We start from the raw sequence: 22841 nt of genomic DNA on the forward strand, positions 1-22841 counted from the left end.
CGCAGCGTGCCGCAGCTCCTACAGAGCTGTCGCAGGTTTACGCGCGATGATCACCTGGCTTTTCGCAACCACCGCATCCAGCGCCTGCTTGATCTGCGCGCCACGCGGCGAGTTCAGCACCGCTTGCCAGGTGTCGGCCCAGTGATTGAGCAAAGGATGATCCGGGTTGCTGAAATCGACCTTGGCTTCCCAGAACAGCAACATCCACATCGACCAGTAAAAACCGTATTGGCTGTGGCTGATGATCTCCAGCCCCGCCTCGCTGACCATCGCCTTGAACTGCTCTTCGCTGATGATGCGAATGTGGTTGGGTTTCTGGAAATACTCGGCGGCGGCGATGTCTTTCTGCAGGTCTTCGGAACTTGGGTGCGGCACGCTCAGTAAATACAGCGCGCCGGGTTTGCCCACGCGCACCAGCTCCGCGAGAAACTGCGCCGGATCGTCGACGTGCTCGATGACCTCGGTGGAGACCACACGCGTGGCTGTGGCATCGGCAATCGGCAGCGGATTACAGTCGGTGACATGGCATTCGACATCCCGCGCCGGCGTGTCACTGAGCCGCTGGCGGGTCGCTTCGACCTTGGCTTCATCGATGTCAGCGATGATGATCTTCGCCCCGCGCATGCCGCAGAAATGCACGTTGCCGCCGTCGCCACAGCCGACGTCGAGCAGCGTGTCATCGGCAGTCACCGGGAAGCCTTTGAACAGCTCGCCGGTTTCCTGATTGAACCAGCCGCTGAGCATCGCATCGTGCAGGCCGAGCATGTACGGATCGGTCTTCTCGGCAGTCGCGACAGGCTGCGCGGGGGCCGGTGCAGGCGTGCCCGCCGTGAGTTTCTTCAAAAGGCTCAGCATGAGGTGGCTCCAGAGGATGGGACGGCGGTTCGCGAAGTACCGAGGCGTTTGACCAGCGCGGCGCCGCGATTGCGCATGGGCATTTCGATGAAGCGGTAATTCAGTTCACTGAGCAGCACGATCAGACCGAACGCCAGCAACAGCGTGATGATCGGGTGCCCGGCCGGGCTCGGCAGACCGGCGGTTTGCAGGCGGAAGATCAGTTCGCGTACCAGTTGATAGGCCGGAATATGGATCAGGTAGATGCCGTAGGAACGGCTGCCAATCCAGGCCAGTACACGCTGAACGCCAGCGACGGGCATCAGATAATCGCGGTTGTATGACGCGATCCATACCAACAGCGCGCTGAGGACAGCGATCGAACCGATGCGGTAGTTAGCGAAGGTGAAACGGTCAGTGGCCATGAAGCTCAACAACGCTGCGATCACGATCAACGCCGAAATCCCGGCCCACGGTCGACGCAAGAACGTCGGTTGCCAGCGCTGATAGCTCGGCTGTGCGCTCCACATGGCAAGCAAGACGCCAAGCGCCAGTGCATCGGTGCGCACCACCATCAACAGCGGCGTGCGCACGGTGAACAACTGCACCGCGACCAGCGCCAGCAACGCCCAGACCAGATGCTTGCGGCACAGCACGATCAGCAGCGGGAACAGCAGGTAAAACTGCTCCTCCAGCGACAGACTCCAATAGACGAAACTGCTGCCATATTCGTAGCGAAAGAAGCTGTCGGCAAAGCGGAAGTTGGCGTACTGAAAGACCCCCGCCAGTGTCGCTTGCAGGTTGGCGGACAGCGTACCGAACGCCTCGGAACGATTGACGAACAGGCACGCCAGCAACATCAGCGCCAGCCATAACCAGGCGGACGGCAACAGACGAAAGGCCCGGCGCAGCCAGAAATTGCGCGTCTGTTGCCAATACTCCTGGCGCGTAGTGCAACCTTGCAGCGCCGGAATCAGGCTGCGGGCAATGACAAACCCGGAGATGGCGAAAAACAGATCGACGCCCCACCACGGCTGCGCCCAGCCGTGGATTTTTTCCAGCAAGGGCACCGGATCGGTGAACAGGCTGCCCTGCAGGTGATGGAACAGCACGCCCAGCACCGCAATGGCGCGCAGGACTTCGATGTCCATGATCCGCTTGCTGTTCATGCTCGCGGGGTTTCCACGAGGGTCGCGTTGAGTTCGAACATCTGCGCGAAGAACGCCTGCAAACGCTGCTCGGCCACCGCCTGACTGCAGAATCCTTGCAGGCTGCTGACCGCTTGCGCCGACATCTGTGCATAACGCGCCGGGTGATTTTTCGCCACCTCGTAACTGGCCTGATAGGCCTGGCACAACGACGCCCAGTTGGTCACATAACGCAAGGTACGGAAGGCTTTGCGCGGGTCGTGCGGCCAGGCTGTGAGTTCGTCGGTGGATTCGATCAGAAACGCATTATCGGCGCTCAGGTAATCGATCATCGCCGTAGTACGTGGCGCCACCGCCGGTTTGCCGCAGGACATGAACTCCATCAACGGCAGGCACTGGCCTTCGCCATAGGAGGTGTTCACCACGTAGCGGGTCGCTTGCACCAGGCGCTCGTAATCGGGGTCGGCGAGATAGCCGTAGATCAGCACGATGCGGCAGCGATAGGACTGGTTCTTGTACAAGTGATGGAGGATGTCGCCGAGGGCTTCTTCGGCATCGTGATGGGTGAGCTTGAGCACCAGCGTGGCGTCTTCGACATCGCGAAAACTCACGCAGAAAGCACTGAGCATGTCTTCCCAGTTCTTGCGCCCATCGCCGGGGTTGAACACCGAGGTGTACACCACGCCGTCGAGCAGCAGCTCCTGTTCGGTGATCGGCGCGGCGAAATCGATACCTTTGCCACGGCGTAAATGCTTGGGTCCGAATGCATTCAGGTCGAGGGTCCGACTGTCAGCAACCAGCCCCTTGATCTTCAGGCGAAACGACTCGCTCGGCACTTGCCCCTGCAACTGCGCCCCCCGTGCGGCGAAGCGATCCCACACCGGCGCAGGTACGGCGACGATCGGGTAGTCGGCGTCCATCGCCTCACGCACCGCATTGACCGTGTAGCTGGAATGGGTGATCGCCGCGCCACAGGCGCGCAGCACGGTACGCCAGTCATTGCGCGGTTCACCGGCAAACGCTTCGTTAGGGATGGTGCTGAATTCCCAGGCAAACACCGGCAACGTCGGACACGCCAGATGCACCGGAGTGCGATGCGGCGGTGAGAACGACAGGAACACACAAGGCTCGCCCCGGCTCAGGCATTCCAGGTACAACGCATCGACCTCGCGCTGTGGATCAACGACCTCCACCACCCGCCCGAGGCGTTCGAGCACCGGCCGGTATTCCTTGAGCACGAAGTAATAGCTGTACTCTGAACGCCCGAGATTCTGCACGATGGTGTGCTGGTTGGTTTCCGAATGAATGATGATCAGCATGAGGCGTTGTCCGTCACTGGCGCGGCGTCTGTAGTGTTCGGTGCCAGCCCGAAAAAATCCGCCATGCGCTTTTGCACCGGAGCAAAGGCGCAGTAATCGTGCATTCGCTGTACGGCGGCGGCCGACATCCGCTGGTAATCCTGCGGCTGTGCCTTGGCCACCCGGTAGCTCTGCTCGTAGGCGTTTTTCAGCGAACCCCAGTCCGGGCGGTAACGCAGGGTGCGGTAAATGATCCGCGTGTCCTGCGGCCAGATGGTCAGCTCCTCGCTGGAGCCGACCACGAACGCCACCGCATCATCGATGTAATCTTCCATCGCCGTGTGATCTGGTGCGATCACCGGTTTGCCGCTGGACATGAATTCCATCAACGGCAGACACAACCCTTCACAGCGCGAAGCATTCACGTAGAAACTCGCGGCCTGGTAGAGCCCGGCGTACTGCGCATCGTCGAGGTAACCGTGCATGACCACCACACGGCAGGCGAACGGCGTGAGTTGCGCGAGCAAGGTCATCAATTCGCTGTAGTAGGACGCCAGATCGTTCTGGGTGATTTTCAGCACCAGTGTCGCATCGGGCGTTTCACGAAACGCCCAGCAGAACGCGGTGATCAGTTGGTGCCAGTTCTTGCGGCCATCCTTGGGATTGAACACGGTGACGTAGACAACACCGTCGACCCGGGTTTCGACCACCGACGTGGTGTCCGGCAGATCCAGCGGTGACGGCTCGATGATTGGCAGCGGTTGTGGACCGCAAATGGCCGGCAGACATTGTTCGAGCCAGCCGTGAAGATTGTCTGGAAACAGATCGCGAAGGCCTTCCCAGTACCAGTTTTGCAGAAACTTTACTCGCGGTACCGGCTCTGCCTGCTCACGGCCCAGGTCCAGCGCCCACAGGCGCAGGTAATGCCGGGCAATCACCAGACGTCGCTTGAACGTCAGCGGTGGCGGGCGCGCGGCTTCGAGTTCGGCGGCCAGCGCGGCCTCTTCTTCAGCGGTCAGCGGCGTCGGGATCAGCGCATCGGCTGACAGGCCCAGCGTGCGTGTATCGAAAATGCAGCCCTTGATGGCCAGCGTGGCGCCCGGATTGACCGGCACAGGCACATGCTGCCGACGGATTGCCGCGAAGTTTTCCCACAGCGGCGTCGGTAGCACCAACACCGGAAAGTCTTCGCCCATGGCCCGGCGAATGGCGCGCGCGGTGTGGCTGGACAGGGTGATCACCCGGCCTTGGCGCGCAAGCATCTGCGTCCAGTCCTGACGCGGATCGTTGTCCCACTGCTCATCGGGGATCGAATCGAACTCCCACGCCACCACGCAAATCGTCGGGCACTGCAGATCGACCGGGGTTTTCTGCGGCGGGGTGAACGACAGGAAGACACTGTCTTCGCCGGCGGCGAGCAGTTGTTGATAGAGCGTATCGACTTCGGCGGTGGACGCCACCACATGCACGCGCCCAAGGCTTTCCAGTACCGGACGATACGCCTTGAGCACGAAGTAATAGCTGTATTCCGGACGCCCCAGGCTTTGGCTGATGGAGCTGTCGTTAATGTCCGAGTAGAGAATGAAATTCATGGCATCCCACGATGAAACTGCCGTCCTGGCACCTTCATGCTATGACGGCCAAGCCTCGGATCAAGTCGGCAGTGCCGCTCTCGCCCTAGGTCATGGAGCACGTCTTCGTTCTTGTTTTAGTGGTCGGTTTCACCCTGCATCACGCCCCCGGAATCAACCCCGGGATTGTAGCGACGAGGGGCATTCTAAACACATCCGTTGAGGATTCGTGAACCATCCGGCGAGAATAAATCGGGCTACGCTGACGAGAACTGACCGGTCACGGTTGGACCTGTTGAAATTGCCGCGCAATTGGCACAGATTGGCAACCAAACAACTACAACAATGACTTCGCCCGTCGTCCCATCGGTTTTTCTACCGGTCTGACAGACATCCCCTTAAAGCCTGTGGGAAAGTGGCGCAAGTTCAAGACCAAGGGGTCGCTGTTTGAAAAAGCGTCTGTTCGTCACGGGTCTCAGTGGATTCGTGGGACAACATATTCAGTCTCGTCTGGCATTGCCTGATTCGTCGTGGGAGCTGCTGCCTGCCGCTGCGCCCTACGACCTGACGGATCCGGACAGCCTCATCGACCTGTGGCCGCAACTGCCCGACGCCGTCATTCATCTGGCCGGGCAAACATTTGTCCCGCAAGCCTTTCGTGACCCGGCGGGCACCCTCGAAATCAATCTGCTCGGCACCCTCAATCTGCTGCAGGCGCTCAAGGCTCGCGGCTTTCAGGGCACCTTCCTGTACGTCAGCTCCGGCGATGTCTACGGTCAGGTCGGCGAAAACGCCTTGCCGATCACCGAACAACAACCGCCCTGCCCGCGCAACCCTTACGCGGTGAGCAAACTGTCCGCGGAGTTTCTCAGCCTGCAATGGGGCCTGAGCGAAGGCTGGCCAGTGCTGGTCGCGCGGCCGTTCAATCACATCGGTACCGGGCAGAAAGACAGTTTTGTCATTGCCAGCGCTGCCCGCCAGATCAGCCGGATCAAGCAAGGTCTGCAAGCGCCGCAACTGGAAGTCGGCGACATCGACGTGACACGCGACTTCCTCGATGTTGGCGATGTCGTGTCGGCGTACTTCGCGCTGCTGGAAAAAGGCACGCCGGGGCAGGTCTACAACATTTGCTCGGGGCGCGAGCAAAGCATCCGCAGCCTGATCGAACAGCTGGGCGATCTGGCCGAGGTCGAGATGCAACTGGTTCAGGATCCAGCGCGCATGCGTCGCGCCGATCAGCGCCGCGTTTGCGGCAGCCACGCAAGACTGGCGAAAACCACAGGATGGGCGCCAGAAATCACCACACAACAATCCCTGCGGGCGATCCTGTCCGACTGGGAGATGCGAGTACGACAAGAATGACAAAAAGTGCACTGATCACAGGGATCACCGGCCAGGACGGCGCGTATCTGGCCAAGTTGCTGCTCGACAAGGGCTACAAGGTTCATGGTCTGGTCGCACGGCGCAGCAGCGATTCGCGCTGGCGCCTGCGCGAGATGGGCGTCGAAGCCGACATCGTCTACCTCGACGGTGACATGGCCGATGCCTGCTCGGTGCAGCGCGCGGTCATCAAGTCGGCGCCGGACGAGGTGTATAACCTCGCCGCGCAAAGTTTCGTCGCAGCTTCCTGGGATCAACCGGTGACCACCGGCATCGTCGACGGTCTGGGGGTTACCCATCTGCTCGAAGCGATCCGTCAGTTCAGCCCGCACACACGCTTCTATCAGGCCTCGACCAGCGAAATGTTTGGCCTGATCCAGGCCGAGCAACAGGACGAGAACACGCCGTTCTATCCGCGCAGCCCCTATGGCGTGGCCAAGCTGTACGGCCACTGGATCACCGTCAACTACCGCGAAAGCTTCAACCTGCACGCCAGCAGCGGCATTCTTTTCAACCACGAATCGCCACTGCGCGGCATCGAATTCGTCACCCGCAAGGTCACCGACGCCGCCGCCCGCATCAAGCAGGGCAAACAGCACGAACTGGCCTTGGGCAACATCGACGCCAAGCGCGACTGGGGCTTTGCCGGCGATTACGTCGAGGCCATGTGGCTGATGCTGCAGCAGGACAAGCCTGACGATTTTGTCGTCGCTACCGGTGTCACCACCACGGTGCGCGAAATGTGCCGCATCGCCTTTGATCACGTCGGCCTGAACTACCGCGACTACGTGAAGATCGACCCGGCGTTTTTCCGCCCGGCCGAAGTCGAAGTGCTGCTCGGCAATCCGGCCAAGGCACAACGCGTGCTGGGCTGGAAGCCGAAAACCGACCTGGATACCTTGATCCGCATGATGATGGATGCGGACATGAAACGCGTCGCCAAGGAGTAGGCCATGCTGATCCCCGTGATTCTGTCCGGCGGTGCCGGCACCCGTTTGTGGCCGGTGTCCCGCGAGGGCCATCCCAAGCCGTTCATGACCCTGCCCGACGGTGAGTCGCTGCTCGGCAAGACCTACCAGCGTGCCGCCGCGTTGCTGGACGGCCGGGGCGACATTGTCACGGTGACCAACCGCGAATATTACTTCCAGAGCAAGGATCACTATTGCGCCGCCCACGTGTCGCGCCACCGCGGACACTTCCTGCTGGAGCCGACCGGGCGCAACACCGCCCCGGCCATCGCCGCCGCGGCGCTTTCGTTGCAAGCGCTGCACGGTGATGACGCGATCATGGTGGTGATGCCCGCCGACCATTTGATCGTCAATCAGGACGCACTGAAAACCGCGGTCGAGCACGCGGTCAACCTGGCCAAGGACGGTTATCTGGTGACCTTCGGCGTGATCCCGACCGCACCGGAAACCGGCTTCGGCTACATCGAGACCGGCGCACCGCTGGACGCCAAAGGCGCAGCGAAAGTACAGCGCTTCGTCGAGAAACCCGATCTGCAGACCGCCACGCATTATCTGGAGAGCGGCAACTTTCTGTGGAATTCGGGCATGTTCTGCTTCACCACCGCGACCGTGATTGCCGAACTGCAATTACACGCGCCCGAACTGCTGGAGCAGACCCGCGCCTGTATGCAAGCCAGCGCTGCGGTGGAAACCGTCGGCTGCCTGCAACAGGAACTGTCGCCGGCGCTGTTCGCTGAAATCACCGACATCTCCATCGATTACGCCTTGATGGAGCGCTCGGAAAAAGTCGTCGTGGTGCCCGCCGGTTTCGACTGGAGCGACATCGGTTCGTGGGGCGCCGTCGCGGCGCTGGTGCCGGCCGATGCCGACAACAACCGCGCCAGCGGCGAAGCGATCTTCATCGACAGTCACAACAACTTCGTCCAGAGCGAAGGTCGTCTGGTGGCCACGGTGGGAGTGGATAACCTGATCGTGGTCGACACCGCCGACGCCGTGCTGGTGGCCCACGCCGACCGCGCCCAGGATGTGCGCCGGGTGGCCAAGCAACTCAAGGACAAATCCCACGAAGCCTATCGCCTGCATCGCACAGTCAGCCGCCCGTGGGGTACTTACACTGTTCTCGAAGAAGGCCCGCGCTTCAAGATCAAACGCATCGTGGTCAAACCCGGCGGCAAGTTGTCCCTGCAAATGCACCATCACCGCAACGAACACTGGGTGGTGGTCGAAGGCATGGCCAAGGTCACCAACAACGGCACCGGCACGCACCTGGTGGCGAAGAACGAATCGACGTTCATTGCCGCCGGCCACAAGCATCGCCTGGAAAACCCCGGCGTGATCGATCTGGTGATCATCGAAGTGCAAAGCGGCGAATACCTGGGAGAGGACGACATCGTCCGCTTCGAAGACCATTACGGCAGGACGGTTTGAATGCTGCTTTCCCTGTATCGCTCGCTGCGCAGCTACCGTGGCTTCATCCTCGGTAGCGTGCAACGAGAGTTTCAAGCGCGTTACCGCAATTCGCTGTTCGGCGCCCTGTGGCCGATCTTCAACCCGCTGTCGATGATTGTCGTGTACACGGTGATTTTCTCGCACATCATGCGCGCGCGCCTGCCGGGTGTGGACGACAGCATGGCCTACAGCGTTTACCTTTGCGCCGGCCTGCTGGCCTGGGGACTGTTCTCCGAAATCACCTTGCGCAGCCAGACGATGTTTCTCGACAACGCGAATCTGCTGAAGAAAATCAGCTTCCCGCGGATCTGTCTGCCAGTGATCGTGCTGATCAACTCAGGGATCAACTTCGCGATCATCATCGCGCTGTTTCTAGGCTTCCTGCTGGTAACGGGACGCTGGCCGGGCATGGTCTTGCTGGCGTTGCTGCCGCTGGTGGCGCTGCAAATGATGTTTTGCGCCGGATTGGGCATGATCCTCGGTGTGCTGAATGTATTCTTCCGCGATGTCGGCCAGCTCTTTGCGATCTGCCTGCAGTTCTGGTTCTGGCTGACGCCGATCGTTTACCCGATCACGATCCTGCCGGAATGGGTACAACGCCTGTTGCAACTCAATCCATTGACCAACCTGTTCAGCAGTTATCAGAACCTGTTCCTCTATGGTCAGTGGCCGGTCTGGGGTTCGCTGCTGCCGATCTTCGTCACCGGCAGCGTTTTCTGTCTGATCGGGCTGCGCCTGTTTCGTCAACGCGTCGGCGAAATGGTGGATGAACTCTGATGGGACATATTCGTGTCACCGGCCTGAGCAAGGCCTATAAACAATACCCCAACCGCTGGGCCCGCCTGGCCGAGTGGCTGATTCCCTTTTCGCCCATTCGTCATCACCAGCACTGGGTGCTGCGCGATGTCGAATTCGAGATCGCTCCCGGTGAAGCGGTGGGCATCGTCGGCGCCAACGGGGCCGGCAAAAGCACCTTGTTGAAGATGATCACCGGCACCACCCAGCCCACTGGCGGCACGATCGAACTCCAAGGTCGGGTCGCGGCGCTGCTGGAGCTGGGCATGGGTTTTCACGCCGACTTCACCGGACGCCAGAACGCAATCATGGCCGGGCAGTTGCTGGGCATGCAGCTCGAAGAAATCGAAGCGCTGATGCCCGAGATCGAACACTTCGCCGAAATCGGTGAAGCCATCGATCACCCGGTGCGCACCTATTCCAGCGGCATGCAGATGCGCCTGGCGTTCAGCGTGGCCACCGCCCGGCGCCCGGACATTCTGATCGTCGACGAAGCGTTGTCGGTGGGCGATGCCTACTTCCAGCACAAGAGCTTCGAGCGCATCCGCAGCTTCCGCAAGGCTGGCACCACCCTGTTGATCGTGTCGCACGACCGCTCGGCGATTCAGTCGATCTGCGATTCGGCGATCCTGCTCAAGGACGGACGCATGGCCATGTACGGCAAACCCGAAGCCGTGCTCGATTATTACAACGCCCTGATGGCCGAACGCGAAGGCCAGATCGTGCGCCAGGAAATGCTCGCCGGGGGTGAAGTGCAGACCGTCTCTGGCACCGGTGAGGCGGCGATCCTCGGCGTGCGCATGCTCGACGAAAACGAGCGCAGCATCGACGCCGCCGAAGTCGGGCAAGCGGTGGTGCTGGAAGTCCAGGTTGAAGTGCGCAAGGACATCGAGCGCCTGGTGCTGGGCTTTATCCTCAAGGATCGCTTGGGGCAGATGATGTATGGCATCAATACCCACCGACAGGGCAAAGCCCTCACCGATCTGCGCGCCGGCGAACGCTTTACCTATCGCTTCGCCTTCATCATGGGCCTGGGCAAAGGCAATTATTCGGTGTCGCTGAGCCTGTCGCGTCTGGACTCGCACCTGGATCGCAACTTCGAGTGGCGCGACTACGGCCTGGTGTTCCACGTGATCAACAATCGCCGCGAAGATTTCGTCGGCTGCTCCTGGCTCAACGCCCAGACCACGATCACTCGGCAAACCGAAGTCACGCCTGTCGAGCGCACGTCATGACCCGCTTGCTGGTGGAATGCACGCACGTGTTCAAGCACCCGAAGGTCAACTCGGGCATCCAGCGCGTGGTGCGCAACGTCATCAAGCAATTGCCTGCGAGTGCCGACGGCGTCGAATGCATGCCGGTGATCCTGCTCAATGGCCAGCTCTATCGCGTGCAGCGGCTGGCACCATTGAACACCCCGGTGTTCAACGCCCTGGCGACGTTCGGCGAACGCCTGCAACGCCTGGCGCATCGCTTCTGGCAATGGCACCAGCGCCTCGACAGCCAGTGCAGCGCGAAATCGGTGCGGCGTGTGTTGTATGTCGCCTATCGCCTGACGTCGTTCGGCGTATTCGGTTTACCGCTGCGCTTGATTGGCGCCATCAACCACACGCAACTGCTCAAACGCTGCTCGCCGCTGCAACATCAGCCCGGCGATCAACTGGTGCTGCTGGATTCGTCCTGGCACTCGGATTTTTTTGCCCACGCCGAACAACTCAAACGCGACGGCGTCGGCATGATCGCGGTGATCTACGACCTGATTCCGCTGACCCATCCGCAGTTCTACGACACACGGCTGGTGCAGGTTTTCAGCGAATGGTTCGACTGGATCAGCCACACCGCTGACGGTTACATGGCGATTTCCGCCACGGTGCGTGATCAGGTGCGCGAGGAACTCCAGCGCCGCATCGGTCCCGCACAGGCTGACAAGCGCTGGTTCGACTTCTTTCATCTCGGCTCCGAACTCGACCTGCGCAGCAGCGAAGAAACGGTCGAGCCCCGCCTGAGCAAAATATTCGCGACATCCGAGCCGGTGTTCCTGATGGTCAGCACCATCGAACCGCGCAAGAATCACGGTTATCTGCTCGACGCCTTTGAACGCGCCTGGGCCGCCGGCTCGAACGCCCGGTTGTGCATCGCCGGGCGCATCGGCTGGAAGTGCGACGCCTTGCTTGAGCGCGTGCGCAAGCATCCCGAGCTGAATCAACGCTTGTTCATGTTCAATGATCTGAGCGACACCAGCCTCGAACATGCCTATGCCCATGCCAGTGCGCTGGTGTTTCCGTCGTTCGTCGAGGGCTTCGGCTTGCCACTGGTCGAAGCCATGCAGCGCGGTCTGCCGGCGATGGGCAGCGACATCGCGGTGTTCCGCGAGATCGGCGGCGAGTTCATGGCGTATTTCGATCTGCAAGACCCACAAAGCCTTGCTGATCTGATCAGCGCTTTCGAAAGCAGCGACCAGTTCCCCGCCGCCCGCGATGTGGCTGACTGGGCCTGGATCGATTGGCGCGAGGCCAGCGAGCAATTGGCCGAACGCAGTGTGCGCCATGTCCTTGAAGCGCCAGCGGCGCAAGCGAGGCAGCATGCGCATTGCCCTTAACGCACGGATTCTGCAGGCACCGCGCACCGGCATCGGCCACTACGTCGCCGAACTGGTCAACGCGTTGCGCAGCGAGACCGATGTCGAGGTCATGCTGTTCCACGGCTGGGGCTGGAGTTCGGCGCTGCCGGAAGCGGCCATGCCCGGTTATTCGCGCCTGACTCCGTTGCTGCGGCAGATTCCCGGGGCTTATCAGGCACGGCGCTGGCTGGAGCAGAAACGTTTCGACCAAGGCTGTGCCCAGGACATCGATCTTTATCACGAGCCGAGTCTGTGGCCGCTGGCCTTCAATGGCCCGACCGTAATCACCCTGCACGACCTGACACATCTGCATTTCCCCGACACCCAGCCGCCGGCGCGGCTCAAGGAAATCGAGCGGCGCCTGGCCGCCGGAGTAGAGCAGGCGCGGCTGATCCTGACCGACTCGCAGGCCATTGCCGACGAGGCGCAAGCCTGGTTCGGTTTGCCCGCCGAGCGCTTTGTCGTGGCGCCGCTGGGCGTGGCGGAGCGCTTCCGTCCGCGTGAACCGCAGACCATCGACGCGGTACTCAAGGCGCATGCCGTTGAGTACCGTGAGTACTTTCTGTGTGTCGGCACCCTCGAACCGCGCAAAAACCTCGGCTTGGCCCTGCGCGCGCACGCCTTGCTGCCAGACGCCGTGCGCCAGCGCTTTCCGTTGCTGATCGTCGGCATGGCGGGCTGGGAGCGCGAACAGTTCAGCGAACCGTTGCGCCAGGCCTTGGCGAGCGGGCATGTATGCCTGCTCGGTTACCTGCCGGACGAACAGGTGGCACAACTGCTGGCCGGGGCCCGGGCGCTGATTTTCCCCTCGTTGTATGAAGGTTTTGGCCTGCCGGTACTGGAGGCGATGGCCAGCGGCACGCCAGTGGTGATCACCCGCTCTTCAGCCATGCCGGAAGTGGCGGGGCCAGCGGGCAACTATATTGAAGCTGACGATGCAGACGGCTTGCGTGACGCAATGAGCCGACTGATCGACGATCAAGCACATTGGCAGGCATGCCGAGAAGCCGGATTGCAGCAGGCACGGCTTTTTTCCTGGGAGCGTTGTGCACAGGCCACGGCCAGTGCCTACCGCCAGGCCATGGGAGGTTGAATGCGCGTACTTCATTTCTTCAAGACTTACCTGCCTGACTCGGTCGGCGGCATCGAACAAGTGATCTACCAACTGTGCGAGAGCGGCGCCAAACATGGCATCGACGGCCAGGTCCTGACCCTCAGCGCCGACCCGACCCCGCCTGTGGTGCAACTCGGTCACCACGAAGTGCACCGCGCCAAACTGGATATTCAATTCGCCTCCACCGGATTTTCCTGGAGCGTGTTCAAGCAGTTTCGCGAGATGGCCGCCGAAGCCGACGTGGTCAACTACCACTTTCCCTGGCCGTTCATGGATCTGGTGCATTTCGCCAGCGCCATGGACAAACCGAGCGTGGTCACCTACCACTCGGACATCATTCGCCAGAAGCACCTGCTCAAACTCTATCGTCCGCTGATGAACCGCTTCCTCGCCAGCGCCGACCGCATTGTCGCGGCATCGCCCAACTACCTGCACACCAGCGATGTGCTGCAGCAATTTCAAGACAAGACCCGGGTAATTCCGTATGGCTTGAACAAGGCAGGTTATCCACAGGCCGATACTGAGCGCATGAACCGTTGGCGGCAGCAGCTTGGGGATAAGTTTTTCCTGTTTGTCGGGGTGATGCGTTATTACAAGGGCCTGCATATTCTGCTCGATGCCTTGAAGGACGTGGATTACCCGGTGGTGATCGTTGGCGCCGGACCGCTCGAGCTGGAACTGCATGCCCAGGCAACAGCGCTGGGGCTGCGCAACATCCACTTCCTCGGGCGTTTGGGCGATGAAGACAAAGTCGCGCTGCTGCAACTGAGCTATGCGATTGTCTTCCCTTCGCACCTGCGTTCCGAAGCCTTCGGTATTTCGCTGCTTGAGGGCGCGATGTACGGCAAACCAATGATCTCCAGCGAAATCGGCACCGGCACCAGTTACATCAATATCCACAACGAAACCGGTCTGGTCGTGCCGCCGAGTAATCCACAGGCGTTTCGCGAGGCGATGCGCACCCTGTGGGACGATCCGGTGCGCGCTGCGGCGATGGGCGTGAAGGCTGAGGCTCGATATCGGCAGTTATTCACAGCTGACGAAATGGGCCGCAAGTGGATGGAGTTGTATCAGGAGTTGCTGGAAGAAAAATCCCTGTCCTACGCCTGATTTCAGACCCAACCACATTGCCAATGTGGGCGCGAGCCTGCTCGCGAAAGCGTCGGGTCAGCCAACATCATCGTTGCTGACAGACTGCATTCGCGAGCAGGCTCGCTCCCACAAGGTTGTTTTCGGTTACAGATCCAAAACCAATGGTTGGCTACTCTGCGCCGGCACCGCGCAACAGATCAGCACATGCCCGGCTTCCGGAATATCCGCTGGCGGCTGTGGATAATTCACCGCACCGCTGACCAGTCGGGTCTTGCAGGTGCCGCACGACCCTCCCCGGCAACTGAACTCCGGACGTAGTCCACGACTTTCCGCCAGCTCCAGCAAACTGCCGCCGTCCGGCTGCCAGCGCGCCTCTTTCGCCGAGCGCTCGAACACCACCGGCACCGACGTGGTGGCGGCGGGCGGTTGCTCGATGACGATGGCGTCCGGGTCGGCCTGACGTTTAAGCGTCGAAGGGCCAAAGGTTTCCGCATGAATCTGCGCATCACGCACATCAAGTTCGCGCAGGATGTCGTACAGCCCCTGGGTAAAACCACCAGGGCCGCAGAGAACAAAATCGAGCTGGTCGAAATCCTCGGCATCCAGCAGGTTCCTCAGCACCGTGCCGTCAATTCGGCCCGGCAGATCAAAATCCTCGCCCTCTCGTAGCTCGGCTTCCGGCTGGCTGAGCAAACGCAAGACGCGTACTGAGTCGCCAGCCGTTTCAAGCAGACGATCCAGTTCCTTGCGAAACGGCTGATCCGCCAGATTGCGCGAACTCTGCAGCAATAGCGTCGGACGAATTCCCCGCGTGCGTAAGCCTTGGTACACCACCTCGCGCAGCATCGACAGCAACGGCGTGATTCCCACACCGGCCGCCAACAGCACCAAAGGTCGGTGCTCCAGCGGTGCCACGGTGAAATGCCCTTGCGGCGCCCGCGCTTCCAGCACATCGCCAACGCGAATCTGCTCATGCAGGTGCGACGAAATCAGGCCTTCGCGCTTGACGCTGATCCGGTAGAAACCATCCGATGGCGCGCTCGACAGGCTGTAGGTGCGGATATGCACTTCACCATCGATCGTGAAGCGCAGCGGCAAATGCTGGCCGGCGAGAAAAACCGGCAAACCGGCACCATCGGTGGGCTCGAGATAGATGGAACGGATGCTGCGGCTTTCTGCTTCAATCCTCGCCACGCGCAGTGGTCGCCATTGGTTGCCCAATGCCTGCGCCTGCAACCGCGCGTCCGCCTCGGCCCAGTTGCCAGTCAACAGACTGGTCGGCGACATGCCGTCGAAGCGCCAGCGCAACGCCAACGCTGCCGGGCGCCGCACCAGTTTTTCCACCTCGAAAGTCCACAGGCGCTCAGCCCCTTGAAACGCTTCGATCTGCGGGTCTTCCAGAAGGATCTCGGTTCGCCCGCTGAGTTGCAGCACATCGCCTGTGGCAAAGTCGATAAACAACAGACCAGCCTTGGGATTGAGCAGCAGATTGCCGAGGGTGTTGAAGTGCAGATTGCCGGCGAAGTCGGGGATGGTCAGACGATTGCCGTCCACCCGTACGAAACCGGCCTGGCCGCCCCGGTGTGAAACATCCACCGCACGCTCGCCGGCGGTATCTACATAGCTGGCGACAAAGAACGTGTCGGCCCCGCTGATCAGCGCCGTGGCCGCGTCATCGAGCGCGTTCAGGTGCTCAGCCGGACGAGTCTGCGGATCCGTCAGCGGCACCCGCTGAAACTGCCGCAATTGGATATATTGCGGGCAATTGCCAAAGGCCTGATCCACGCTCACCTGAAAACCCTGCGCGCTCAGCTTGCCGACATGGCCATTGAGGCGATTGCGCCGGCGGGTGTGCAACTCAATGCCGAGCAAACCGATCGGCTCGCCATTGCGCAATTGCGCCGGGTCATCCGCCGCGACCTGACTGGCGAAGTGCAGATGTTCAGGATCCGGCGAATGGGCAAACCCCGGTGCGCCTTCGAGCACACTGGCCCAGGGCCGCCCATCGGCATCAACGGCGCCGTACAGCAGGAAGGGCAATTGCTGATAGAACTCACGGTGCTGGTCCGGCATCCAGGTGCGAATCACCTTACGCCCGAAAGCTTCCATGCGTTCGGCGACGCCGACATGGGCCTGTAACTGTTGCTCGCCAGCGTGCCACGGTGAACGTTCCATCACGACCTCTCCCCTGCACCGGCGGCGCAGTGTGGATTGCGAAAATCAGGCAGTGGTTTGCAGCCCGGCGACAGTGCGCGGCATGCCAACAAAACCGGGCAAGGCTTCGACCCGGGCCAGCCAGGCGCGAACGTTGCCGTAGTCAGCCAGCGACACGTTGCCTTCCGGCGCGTGGGCGATGTAACTGTAGGCGGAGACGTCGGCAATGGTCGGTTCGTCGCCGGCCAGAAACGCGGTTCTGCCCAATTCGACGTCCATCACCTTGAGCAGGTTGTGCGCTCGGGTGATCGCCTCTTCGGCATTCAGTTGCGCGCCGAACACCGTGACCAATCGCGCGGCAGCGGGTCCGAAGGCAATCGGCCCGGCGGCGGCGGACAACCAGCGCTGCACCCGTGCGGCGCCGACCGGGTCGGTTGGCAGCCAACGACCGTTACCGTATTTCTGCGCCAGGTACACCAGAATCGCATTGGAATCGGCCAGCACCACGCCGCCGTCATCGATTGCCGGTACCTGACCAAAACTGTTGATCGCCAGATACGCGGGCTGCTTGTGCTCACCCTTGGCCAGATCGACGAAGATCAGCTCGGTCGGCAATTGCAGCAGGGACAGCATCAACTCGACGCGATGAGCGTGGCCGGAACGCGGGAAGTTGTAGAGTTTGATCGCTTGCATAGTCGACTCCGCTGAACAGGGGCGCCGCTGCGGGGATGAGAGCGCCGATGCAGGCCATCATCTACCCACTTCGAAAAGAACAGAATCACCAGCAAACGCAATCGATTATTTCATCTCATGCAATAACGCCGCATTTTTCAACGCGGGATGTTCGCGCAGAGCCGTTACCGTGAAATCAACGAAACTGCGGATCCGCGCCGGGGCCTTGCGCCCCCCCTGATACACCACATGGATCGGCAGTGGCGGCAGTTCGAATCCAGCGAGGACGATTTCCAGTTCACCGGAGGCAATCTTGTTCGCTACTTGATAGGACAACACGCGGGTCAAACCAAGGCCCATACAAGCGGCGGTAATCGCTGCCTGATTGGCGGTCACGATCAGCCGCGGCTCAGGTCGCACGTTGAGCGGTTCGCCCGCGTCGAGAAACGGCCAACTGCGTTGCTGGCCAATCGCGGAGGTGGCCACCACCGGCGCTCCCGCCAGTTCCAGGGGATGAACCGGCCGACCGCGCTCGGCGAAATATTTCGGCGAACCGCAGATGACCCGTCGAACCTCGCCAACCCGAATCGCGTGCTGATTACTGTCCGGCAGGTCACCGATGCGCACCGCCACATCAATGCCCTCTTCAACCATGTTGACGATGCGATCAACCAGCACCGCATTGATCGTGACATCCGGGTACTGCGCCAGATAACCCGCCATCACCGGCGTCACAAATAAATCACCGAACAACACCGGCGCCGTCACCGTCAACTGTCCACGCGGCTGCGCATGACTGCCCGCAGCCGAATCCTCGGCTTCCTGTACCTCAGCGAGGATCCTGCGACAATCCTCCAGATAACGCTGCCCCGCTTCGCTCAAATGCACGCTGCGCGTGGTCCGGATCAGCAACTGCGTGCCGATGCGCAACTCTAACGCCGCCACCGCCCGGGTGACGCTGGCTGCCGACAAGCCCAAACGCCGAGCGGCGGCGGAGAAGCCTTGCTCTTGGGCTACGGTGGTGAAGATGTGCATTTCCTGGAAACGGTCCATGGGGTCGACCCTCACATCAAAAATCAAAAGATCGCAGCCTGAGGCAGCTCCTACAGGTGAAATACGATTCCCGTGTAGGAGCTGCCGCAGGCTGCGATCTTTTGCGTTTAATTCAATTGTGGATAACTTATTCCACCGTCACCGACTTCGCCAGGTTACGCGGCTGATCGACGTCCGTGCCCTTGAGCACAGCCACGTAGTACGACAGCAACTGCAGCGGAATCGTGTAAAGGATCGGCGAGAGGATGTCGTGAATGTGCGGCATCTGCACCACGTGGGTGCCTTCGCCGTTGGTCATCCCGGCTTTCTCGTCAGCAAACACGATCAGTTCGCCGCCACGGGCACGGACTTCCTGCAGGTTGGATTTGAGTTTTTCCAGCAATTCGTTGTTCGGTGCAACGGTAACCACCGGCATGTCGTTATCCACCAGTGCTAGCGGGCCGTGTTTCAGTTCGCCGGCCGGGTAGGCTTCAGCGTGGATGTAGGAGATTTCCTTGAGTTTCAAGGCGCCTTCCATCGCTACCGGGAATTGCGCACCGCGACCGAGGAACAAGGTGTGGTTCTTCTCGGCGAACAGTTCGGCGATTTTTTCCACAGTGCCGTCCATGGCCAGGGCCTCGCCGAGGCGGGTTGGCAGGCGACGCAGTTCTTCGACCAGACGCGCTTCAACACCGTCGGCCAGAGTGCCGCGCACTTGGCCCAACGACAGAGTCAGCAGCAACAGACCGACCAGTTGCGTGGTGAACGCTTTGGTCGAGGCCACACCAATTTCGCGGCCGGCCTGGGTTAACAGGGTCAGGTCCGATTCCCGTACCAGCGAGCTGATGCCGACGTTGCAGATCGCCAGACTGGCGAGGAACCCCAGCTCCTTGGCGTTGCGCAGGGCAGCGAGGGTGTCGGCGGTTTCACCGGACTGCGAAATGGTCACGAACAAGGTGTCCGGCTGCACCACGACTTTGCGGTAGCGGAATTCGCTGGCGACTTCGACCTGGCACGGAATGCCGGCCAGTTCTTCCAGCCAGTAACGGGCAACCATGCCGGCGTGATAACTGGTGCCACAGGCGACGATCTGTACGTTACGGACCTTGGCGAACAGCTCGGCGGCTTGTGGGCCGAAGGCTTGAACCAATACTTGATCGTTGCTCAGGCGACCTTCGAGGGTGCGCTGTACAACCGCCGGTTGCTCGTGGATTTCCTTGAGCATGTAGTGACGGAACTCGCCTTTATCGGCGGCTTCGGCACCGTCGGTGTACTGCACGGTCTGGCGCTCGACGGCTTTGCCATCGACATCCCAGATCTGCACGTTATCGCGGCGAATTTCGGCGATATCGCCTTCTTCCAGGTACATGAAGCGGTCGGTCACCTGACGCAGGGCCAGTTGGTCGGAAGCGAGGAAGTTCTCGCCCAGGCCCAGACCGATGACCAGCGGGCTGCCACTGCGGGCGGCGACCAGACGATCCGGCTGCTTGGCGTTGATCACGGCCAGACCGTAAGCACCGTGCAATTCCTTGACGGTCGCTTTAAGCGCAACGCTCAGATCTGGCTGATCCTTGAGTTTGTGGTTGAGCAGGTGAGCGATGACCTCGGTGTCAGTGTCCGAGGTGAACACGTAACCCAGCGTTTTCAGTTGCTCACGCAGGGCTTCGTGGTTTTCGATGATGCCGTTGTGCACCACAGCGATCTCGCCGGAGAAATGCGGATGGGCGTTACGCTCGCAGGGTGCGCCGTGGGTGGCCCAACGGGTGTGGGCAATACCGAGACGACCCACCAGCGGGTGCTCGGCCAACGCGGCTTCGAGCTCGCTGACCTTGCCCGGGCGGCGCATGCGCTCAAGGGTTTCGTCGTTGGTGTACACCGCCACACCGGCACTGTCGTAGCCGCGATATTCGAGACGCTTGAGGCCTTCGAGCAGGATGGCCGTGATGTTACGTTCTGCAACTGCGCCGACAATTCCACACATGCTTATTTCTCCTGACTGACAGCCGCGCAAATCACGTTGATACCGCGGGCTTGTATCTGATCGCGTGCGTCATCGGGCAGGCGATCATCGGTAATTAGGGTATGGACACTGCTCCATGGCAGCTCCAGGTTGGGAATCTTGCGACCGATCTTGTCGGCCTCGACCATGACAATGACTTCCCGCGCCACGTCAGCCATGACCCGGCTCAAACCGAGCAGCTCATTGAAGGTCGTGGTGCCGCGTACCAGATCGATGCCATCGGCGCCGATGAACAACTGGTCGAAGTCGTAAGAGCGTAGTACTTGCTCGGCGACCTGGCCCTGAAAGGATTCCGAATGTGGATCCCAGGTGCCGCCGGTCATCAACAGCACCGGTTCGTGCTCGAGTTCGCTCAGGGCGTTGGCGACGTGCAGGGAGTTGGTCATCACCACCAAGCCTGGCTGTTGGCCAAGTTCCGGGATCATTGCAGCGGTGGTACTGCCGCTGTCGATGATGATCCGCGCGTGTTCGCGGATGCGTTTCACCGCCGCGCGGGCAATCGCCTGTTTGTATTTGGAAACGCTCTGCGCAGTTTCCGCGACCAGTTCCTGCGGCATGGTGATCGCCCCACCGTAGCGGCGCAGTAGCAGGCCATGGCTTTCAAGCGCAGCAAGATCCTTGCGAATCGTAACTTCGGAGGTTTCGAAGCGCTTGGCCAGTTCATCCACACTGACTTCGCCCTGCTCGTTGAGCAAGGCGAGAATGTTGTGACGGCGTTGTGGCGTGTTGCGTTTCGACATGGCGACCTAAGTTTCGATTCGAAAGATAACGGAAGCAATCAAAACCTATCGGCCCAAAATCGTCAAGCGGAAGTCAGACTTTTTTGAACACGACGCAAACAAAAATGTGGGAGCGAGCTTGCTGGCGAAGGCATCGTGTCAGCCAACATCAATGTTGAATGATCTACCGCATTCGCGAGCAAGCTCGCTCCCACATGAATTTCGTCGCTAAAAGAAACTGTGGATAACTCAACTCTTCTTGATTTTCTCCGGCCGCTTCCAGCCATCGATATTCTTCTGCCGCGCGCGACCAACCGCGAGTTGGGCGTTATCCACATTCTGCGTAATGGTTGAACCCGCTGCCGTGGTTGCACCGTTGGAGATATCCACAGGAGCGACCAGCGAGTTGTTCGAGCCGATGAAAACGTCCGCACCCAGTACGGTCTTCCACTTGTTGGCGCCGTCGTAGTTACAGGTGATGGTGCCGGCGCCGATGTTGGTGCGTGCACCGATTTCGGCGTCGCCCAAGTAGGTCAAATGACCGGCCTTGGCGCCCTCGCCCATGTGCGCGTTCTTCAACTCGACAAAGTTACCCACATGCGCGCGCGCTTCGAGCACGGTGCCCGGGCGCAGACGCGCGAACGGACCGGCATCGCTGCCCTCGCCCAGAACAGCGCCTTCAATATGACTGTTGGCCTTGATCACCACGCCTTTGCGCAGGGTACTGTCCTTGATCACGCAGTTCGGGCCGATCACCACATCGTCTTCGATAACCACCTTGCCTTCGAGGATCACGTTGATGTCGATCAGCACGTCGCGACCGACGGTCACTTCACCACGCACATCGAAGCGCGCCGGATCACGCAGGGTTACGCCTTGTGCCATCAAACGGCGGCCGGCGCGCAACTGGTAATGACGCTCCAGTTCGGATAGCTGCTTGCGATCGTTGGCGCCCTGCACTTCCATCGCATCGTGCGGTTGCTCGGTAGCTACAACCAGACCATCGTTGACCGCCATTTCGATGACGTCGGTCAGGTAGTACTCGCCCTGCACATTGTTGTTCGACAGGCGGCTCATCCAGTCGGCCAGATGATTGGCCGGGACGGCGAGAATGCCGGTGTTGCCTTCGGTGATAGCGCGCTGCGCTTCGCTGGCATCTTTATGCTCAACGATGGCCGTGACCTTGCCGTCGGCATCGCGAACAATGCGGCCATAGCCGGTCGGGTCATCCAGCTCAACGGTGAGCAAGCCCATTTGCCCGGGCACCACTTGTTTGAGCAGACGTTGCAGGGTTTCGACTTCGATCAGCGGTACGTCACCGTAAAGGATCAACACCGTGTCGGCGGTAATGAACGGAACAGCCTGAGCGGTGGCGTGACCGGTGCCGAGCTGCTTGTCCTGCAGGACGAAATTCAGGTCATCAGCGGCCAGACGCTCACGCACCACATCGGCACCATGGCCGATGACGACATGAATACGTTGCGGATCCAGTTGGCGGGCACTGTGGATAACATGACCCAGCATGGAGTCGCCGGCAATCGGGTGCAGCACCTTCGGCAGGGCCGAACGCATACGAGTGCCTTGACCGGCCGCGAGGATAACGATTTCAAGAGACATGACTGGCTACCAATCCTGGGTGGTCAGCAACTGCGACCGGGTTTCGGGAATTCGGAAAAGAAAAAAGGGTAGCCGAGGCTACCCTTTTTTATCAATCGCACAACAAGCGGCTGACGGATTAACCGCCAAACTTCTTGCGGATCTGCTGGACGGTGCGCAGCTGAGCTGCAGCCTCGGCCAGACGTGCGGACGCAGCTCCGTAGTCGAAATCTGCGCTCTTCTCGTGCAGAGCAGCCTCGGCAGCCTTGAGAGCTGCTTGAGCCAGAGCTTCATCCAGGTCGGCGGCACGATGCACGGTATCGGCAAGCACCTTGACCATGTTCGGCAGAACCTCGAGGAAACCAACGGAGATGAAGAA

The 22841-nt window shown here is 60.6% G+C and carries 19 protein-coding genes; 8 read left to right on the plus strand and 11 right to left on the minus strand.

Annotated elements, in window-relative coordinates; all coding sequences use genetic code 11:
* Positions 1 to 18: 18 nt before the first annotated feature.
* Genes ACIPIZ_RS16575 through ACIPIZ_RS16590 form a run of 4 tightly spaced genes read right to left on the minus strand, consistent with a single transcriptional unit; the run spans position 19 to position 4872 of the window.
* Positions 19 to 855, minus strand: a complete 837-nt coding sequence (locus ACIPIZ_RS16575) for a class I SAM-dependent methyltransferase (protein WP_253481236.1) — start codon at positions 853 to 855, stop codon at positions 19 to 21.
* Positions 849 to 2003, minus strand: coding sequence for an acyltransferase family protein (locus ACIPIZ_RS16580; RefSeq protein WP_401166127.1), 1155 nt, complete (start codon positions 2001 to 2003; stop codon positions 849 to 851). The genes ACIPIZ_RS16575 and ACIPIZ_RS16580 overlap by 7 nt, the downstream gene beginning before the upstream one ends.
* A complete protein-coding gene (locus ACIPIZ_RS16585) occupies positions 2000 to 3301 on the minus strand; it encodes a glycosyltransferase (RefSeq protein WP_401166129.1) in 1302 nt (433 codons plus the stop codon). The genes ACIPIZ_RS16580 and ACIPIZ_RS16585 overlap by 4 nt, the downstream gene beginning before the upstream one ends.
* On the minus strand, positions 3295 to 4872 hold the full coding sequence (locus ACIPIZ_RS16590; protein ID WP_401166131.1) for a glycosyltransferase: 1578 nt from the start codon (positions 4870 to 4872) through the stop codon (positions 3295 to 3297). Before ACIPIZ_RS16590 ends, ACIPIZ_RS16585 begins: the two co-directional genes overlap by 7 nt.
* Positions 4873 to 5298: 426 nt before the next feature.
* On the opposite strand from ACIPIZ_RS16590, the gene ACIPIZ_RS16595 reads away from it, so the two are divergent.
* Genes ACIPIZ_RS16595 through ACIPIZ_RS16630 form a run of 8 tightly spaced genes read left to right on the plus strand, consistent with a single transcriptional unit; the run spans position 5299 to position 14287 of the window.
* Positions 5299 to 6213: a GDP-mannose 4,6-dehydratase gene (locus ACIPIZ_RS16595; protein ID WP_064389660.1), complete on the plus strand. Its 915-nt coding sequence runs from the start codon at positions 5299 to 5301 to the stop codon at positions 6211 to 6213.
* Positions 6210 to 7181, plus strand: coding sequence for a GDP-mannose 4,6-dehydratase (gene gmd / locus ACIPIZ_RS16600; protein WP_105704732.1), 972 nt, complete (start codon positions 6210 to 6212; stop codon positions 7179 to 7181). Before ACIPIZ_RS16595 ends, gmd begins: the two co-directional genes overlap by 4 nt.
* A 3-nt stretch (positions 7182 to 7184) precedes the next feature.
* A complete protein-coding gene (locus ACIPIZ_RS16605) occupies positions 7185 to 8627 on the plus strand; it encodes a mannose-1-phosphate guanylyltransferase/mannose-6-phosphate isomerase (protein ID WP_064389662.1) in 1443 nt (480 codons plus the stop codon).
* Positions 8628 to 9425, plus strand: a complete 798-nt coding sequence (locus tag ACIPIZ_RS16610; protein WP_401166133.1) for an ABC transporter permease — start codon at positions 8628 to 8630, stop codon at positions 9423 to 9425.
* A complete protein-coding gene (locus ACIPIZ_RS16615) occupies positions 9425 to 10678 on the plus strand; it encodes an ABC transporter ATP-binding protein (RefSeq protein ID WP_401166135.1) in 1254 nt (417 codons plus the stop codon). Before ACIPIZ_RS16610 ends, ACIPIZ_RS16615 begins: the two co-directional genes overlap by 1 nt.
* Positions 10675 to 12042, plus strand: coding sequence for a glycosyltransferase family 1 protein (locus ACIPIZ_RS16620; protein ID WP_105704735.1), 1368 nt, complete (start codon positions 10675 to 10677; stop codon positions 12040 to 12042). Before ACIPIZ_RS16615 ends, ACIPIZ_RS16620 begins: the two co-directional genes overlap by 4 nt.
* The gene (locus tag ACIPIZ_RS16625) at positions 12026 to 13156 is read left to right on the plus strand and encodes a glycosyltransferase family 1 protein (RefSeq protein ID WP_122660304.1); all 1131 of its coding nucleotides are present in this window, start codon (positions 12026 to 12028) and stop codon (positions 13154 to 13156) included. The genes ACIPIZ_RS16620 and ACIPIZ_RS16625 overlap by 17 nt, the downstream gene beginning before the upstream one ends.
* Positions 13157 to 14287, plus strand: a complete 1131-nt coding sequence (locus ACIPIZ_RS16630) for a glycosyltransferase family 4 protein (RefSeq protein ID WP_064389667.1) — start codon at positions 13157 to 13159, stop codon at positions 14285 to 14287.
* Positions 14288 to 14413: 126 nt separating this feature from the next.
* On the opposite strand, the gene ACIPIZ_RS16635 is transcribed toward ACIPIZ_RS16630, so the two are convergent.
* From ACIPIZ_RS16635 to ACIPIZ_RS16665, 7 genes are all read right to left on the minus strand, one after another.
* Complete coding sequence (locus ACIPIZ_RS16635; protein WP_401166138.1) at positions 14414 to 16444, minus strand: pyridoxamine 5'-phosphate oxidase family protein; 2031 nt, start codon at positions 16442 to 16444, stop codon at positions 14414 to 14416.
* Positions 16445 to 16489: 45 nt separating this feature from the next.
* On the minus strand, positions 16490 to 17116 hold the full coding sequence (locus tag ACIPIZ_RS16640; protein WP_401166139.1) for a glutathione S-transferase family protein: 627 nt from the start codon (positions 17114 to 17116) through the stop codon (positions 16490 to 16492).
* Between the two features lie 105 nt (positions 17117 to 17221).
* Positions 17222 to 18148 (minus strand): LysR family transcriptional regulator, encoded by a 927-nt coding sequence (locus tag ACIPIZ_RS16645; protein WP_401166141.1) that lies wholly within the window; start codon positions 18146 to 18148, stop codon positions 17222 to 17224.
* 127 nt (positions 18149 to 18275) lie between these two features.
* Positions 18276 to 20108, minus strand: a complete 1833-nt coding sequence (glmS, locus tag ACIPIZ_RS16650) for a glutamine--fructose-6-phosphate transaminase (isomerizing) (protein WP_150647483.1) — start codon at positions 20106 to 20108, stop codon at positions 18276 to 18278.
* Positions 20109 to 20110: 2 nt separating this feature from the next.
* Positions 20111 to 20887, minus strand: a complete 777-nt coding sequence (locus ACIPIZ_RS16655) for a DeoR/GlpR family DNA-binding transcription regulator (RefSeq protein ID WP_064389672.1) — start codon at positions 20885 to 20887, stop codon at positions 20111 to 20113.
* A 228-nt stretch (positions 20888 to 21115) separates the two neighbouring features.
* Positions 21116 to 22483: a bifunctional UDP-N-acetylglucosamine diphosphorylase/glucosamine-1-phosphate N-acetyltransferase GlmU gene (gene glmU / locus ACIPIZ_RS16660; RefSeq protein ID WP_122660308.1), complete on the minus strand. Its 1368-nt coding sequence runs from the start codon at positions 22481 to 22483 to the stop codon at positions 21116 to 21118.
* 118 nt (positions 22484 to 22601) lie between these two features.
* Positions 22602 to 22841 (minus strand): ATP synthase delta/epsilon chain alpha-helix domain-containing protein (locus tag ACIPIZ_RS16665; protein WP_401166144.1); only part of this gene is annotated, 240 nt, incomplete at its 5' end.

It is taken from the genome of Pseudomonas sp. NPDC087690 (assembly GCF_044743175.1).
Taxonomy (GTDB): domain Bacteria; phylum Pseudomonadota; class Gammaproteobacteria; order Pseudomonadales; family Pseudomonadaceae; genus Aquipseudomonas.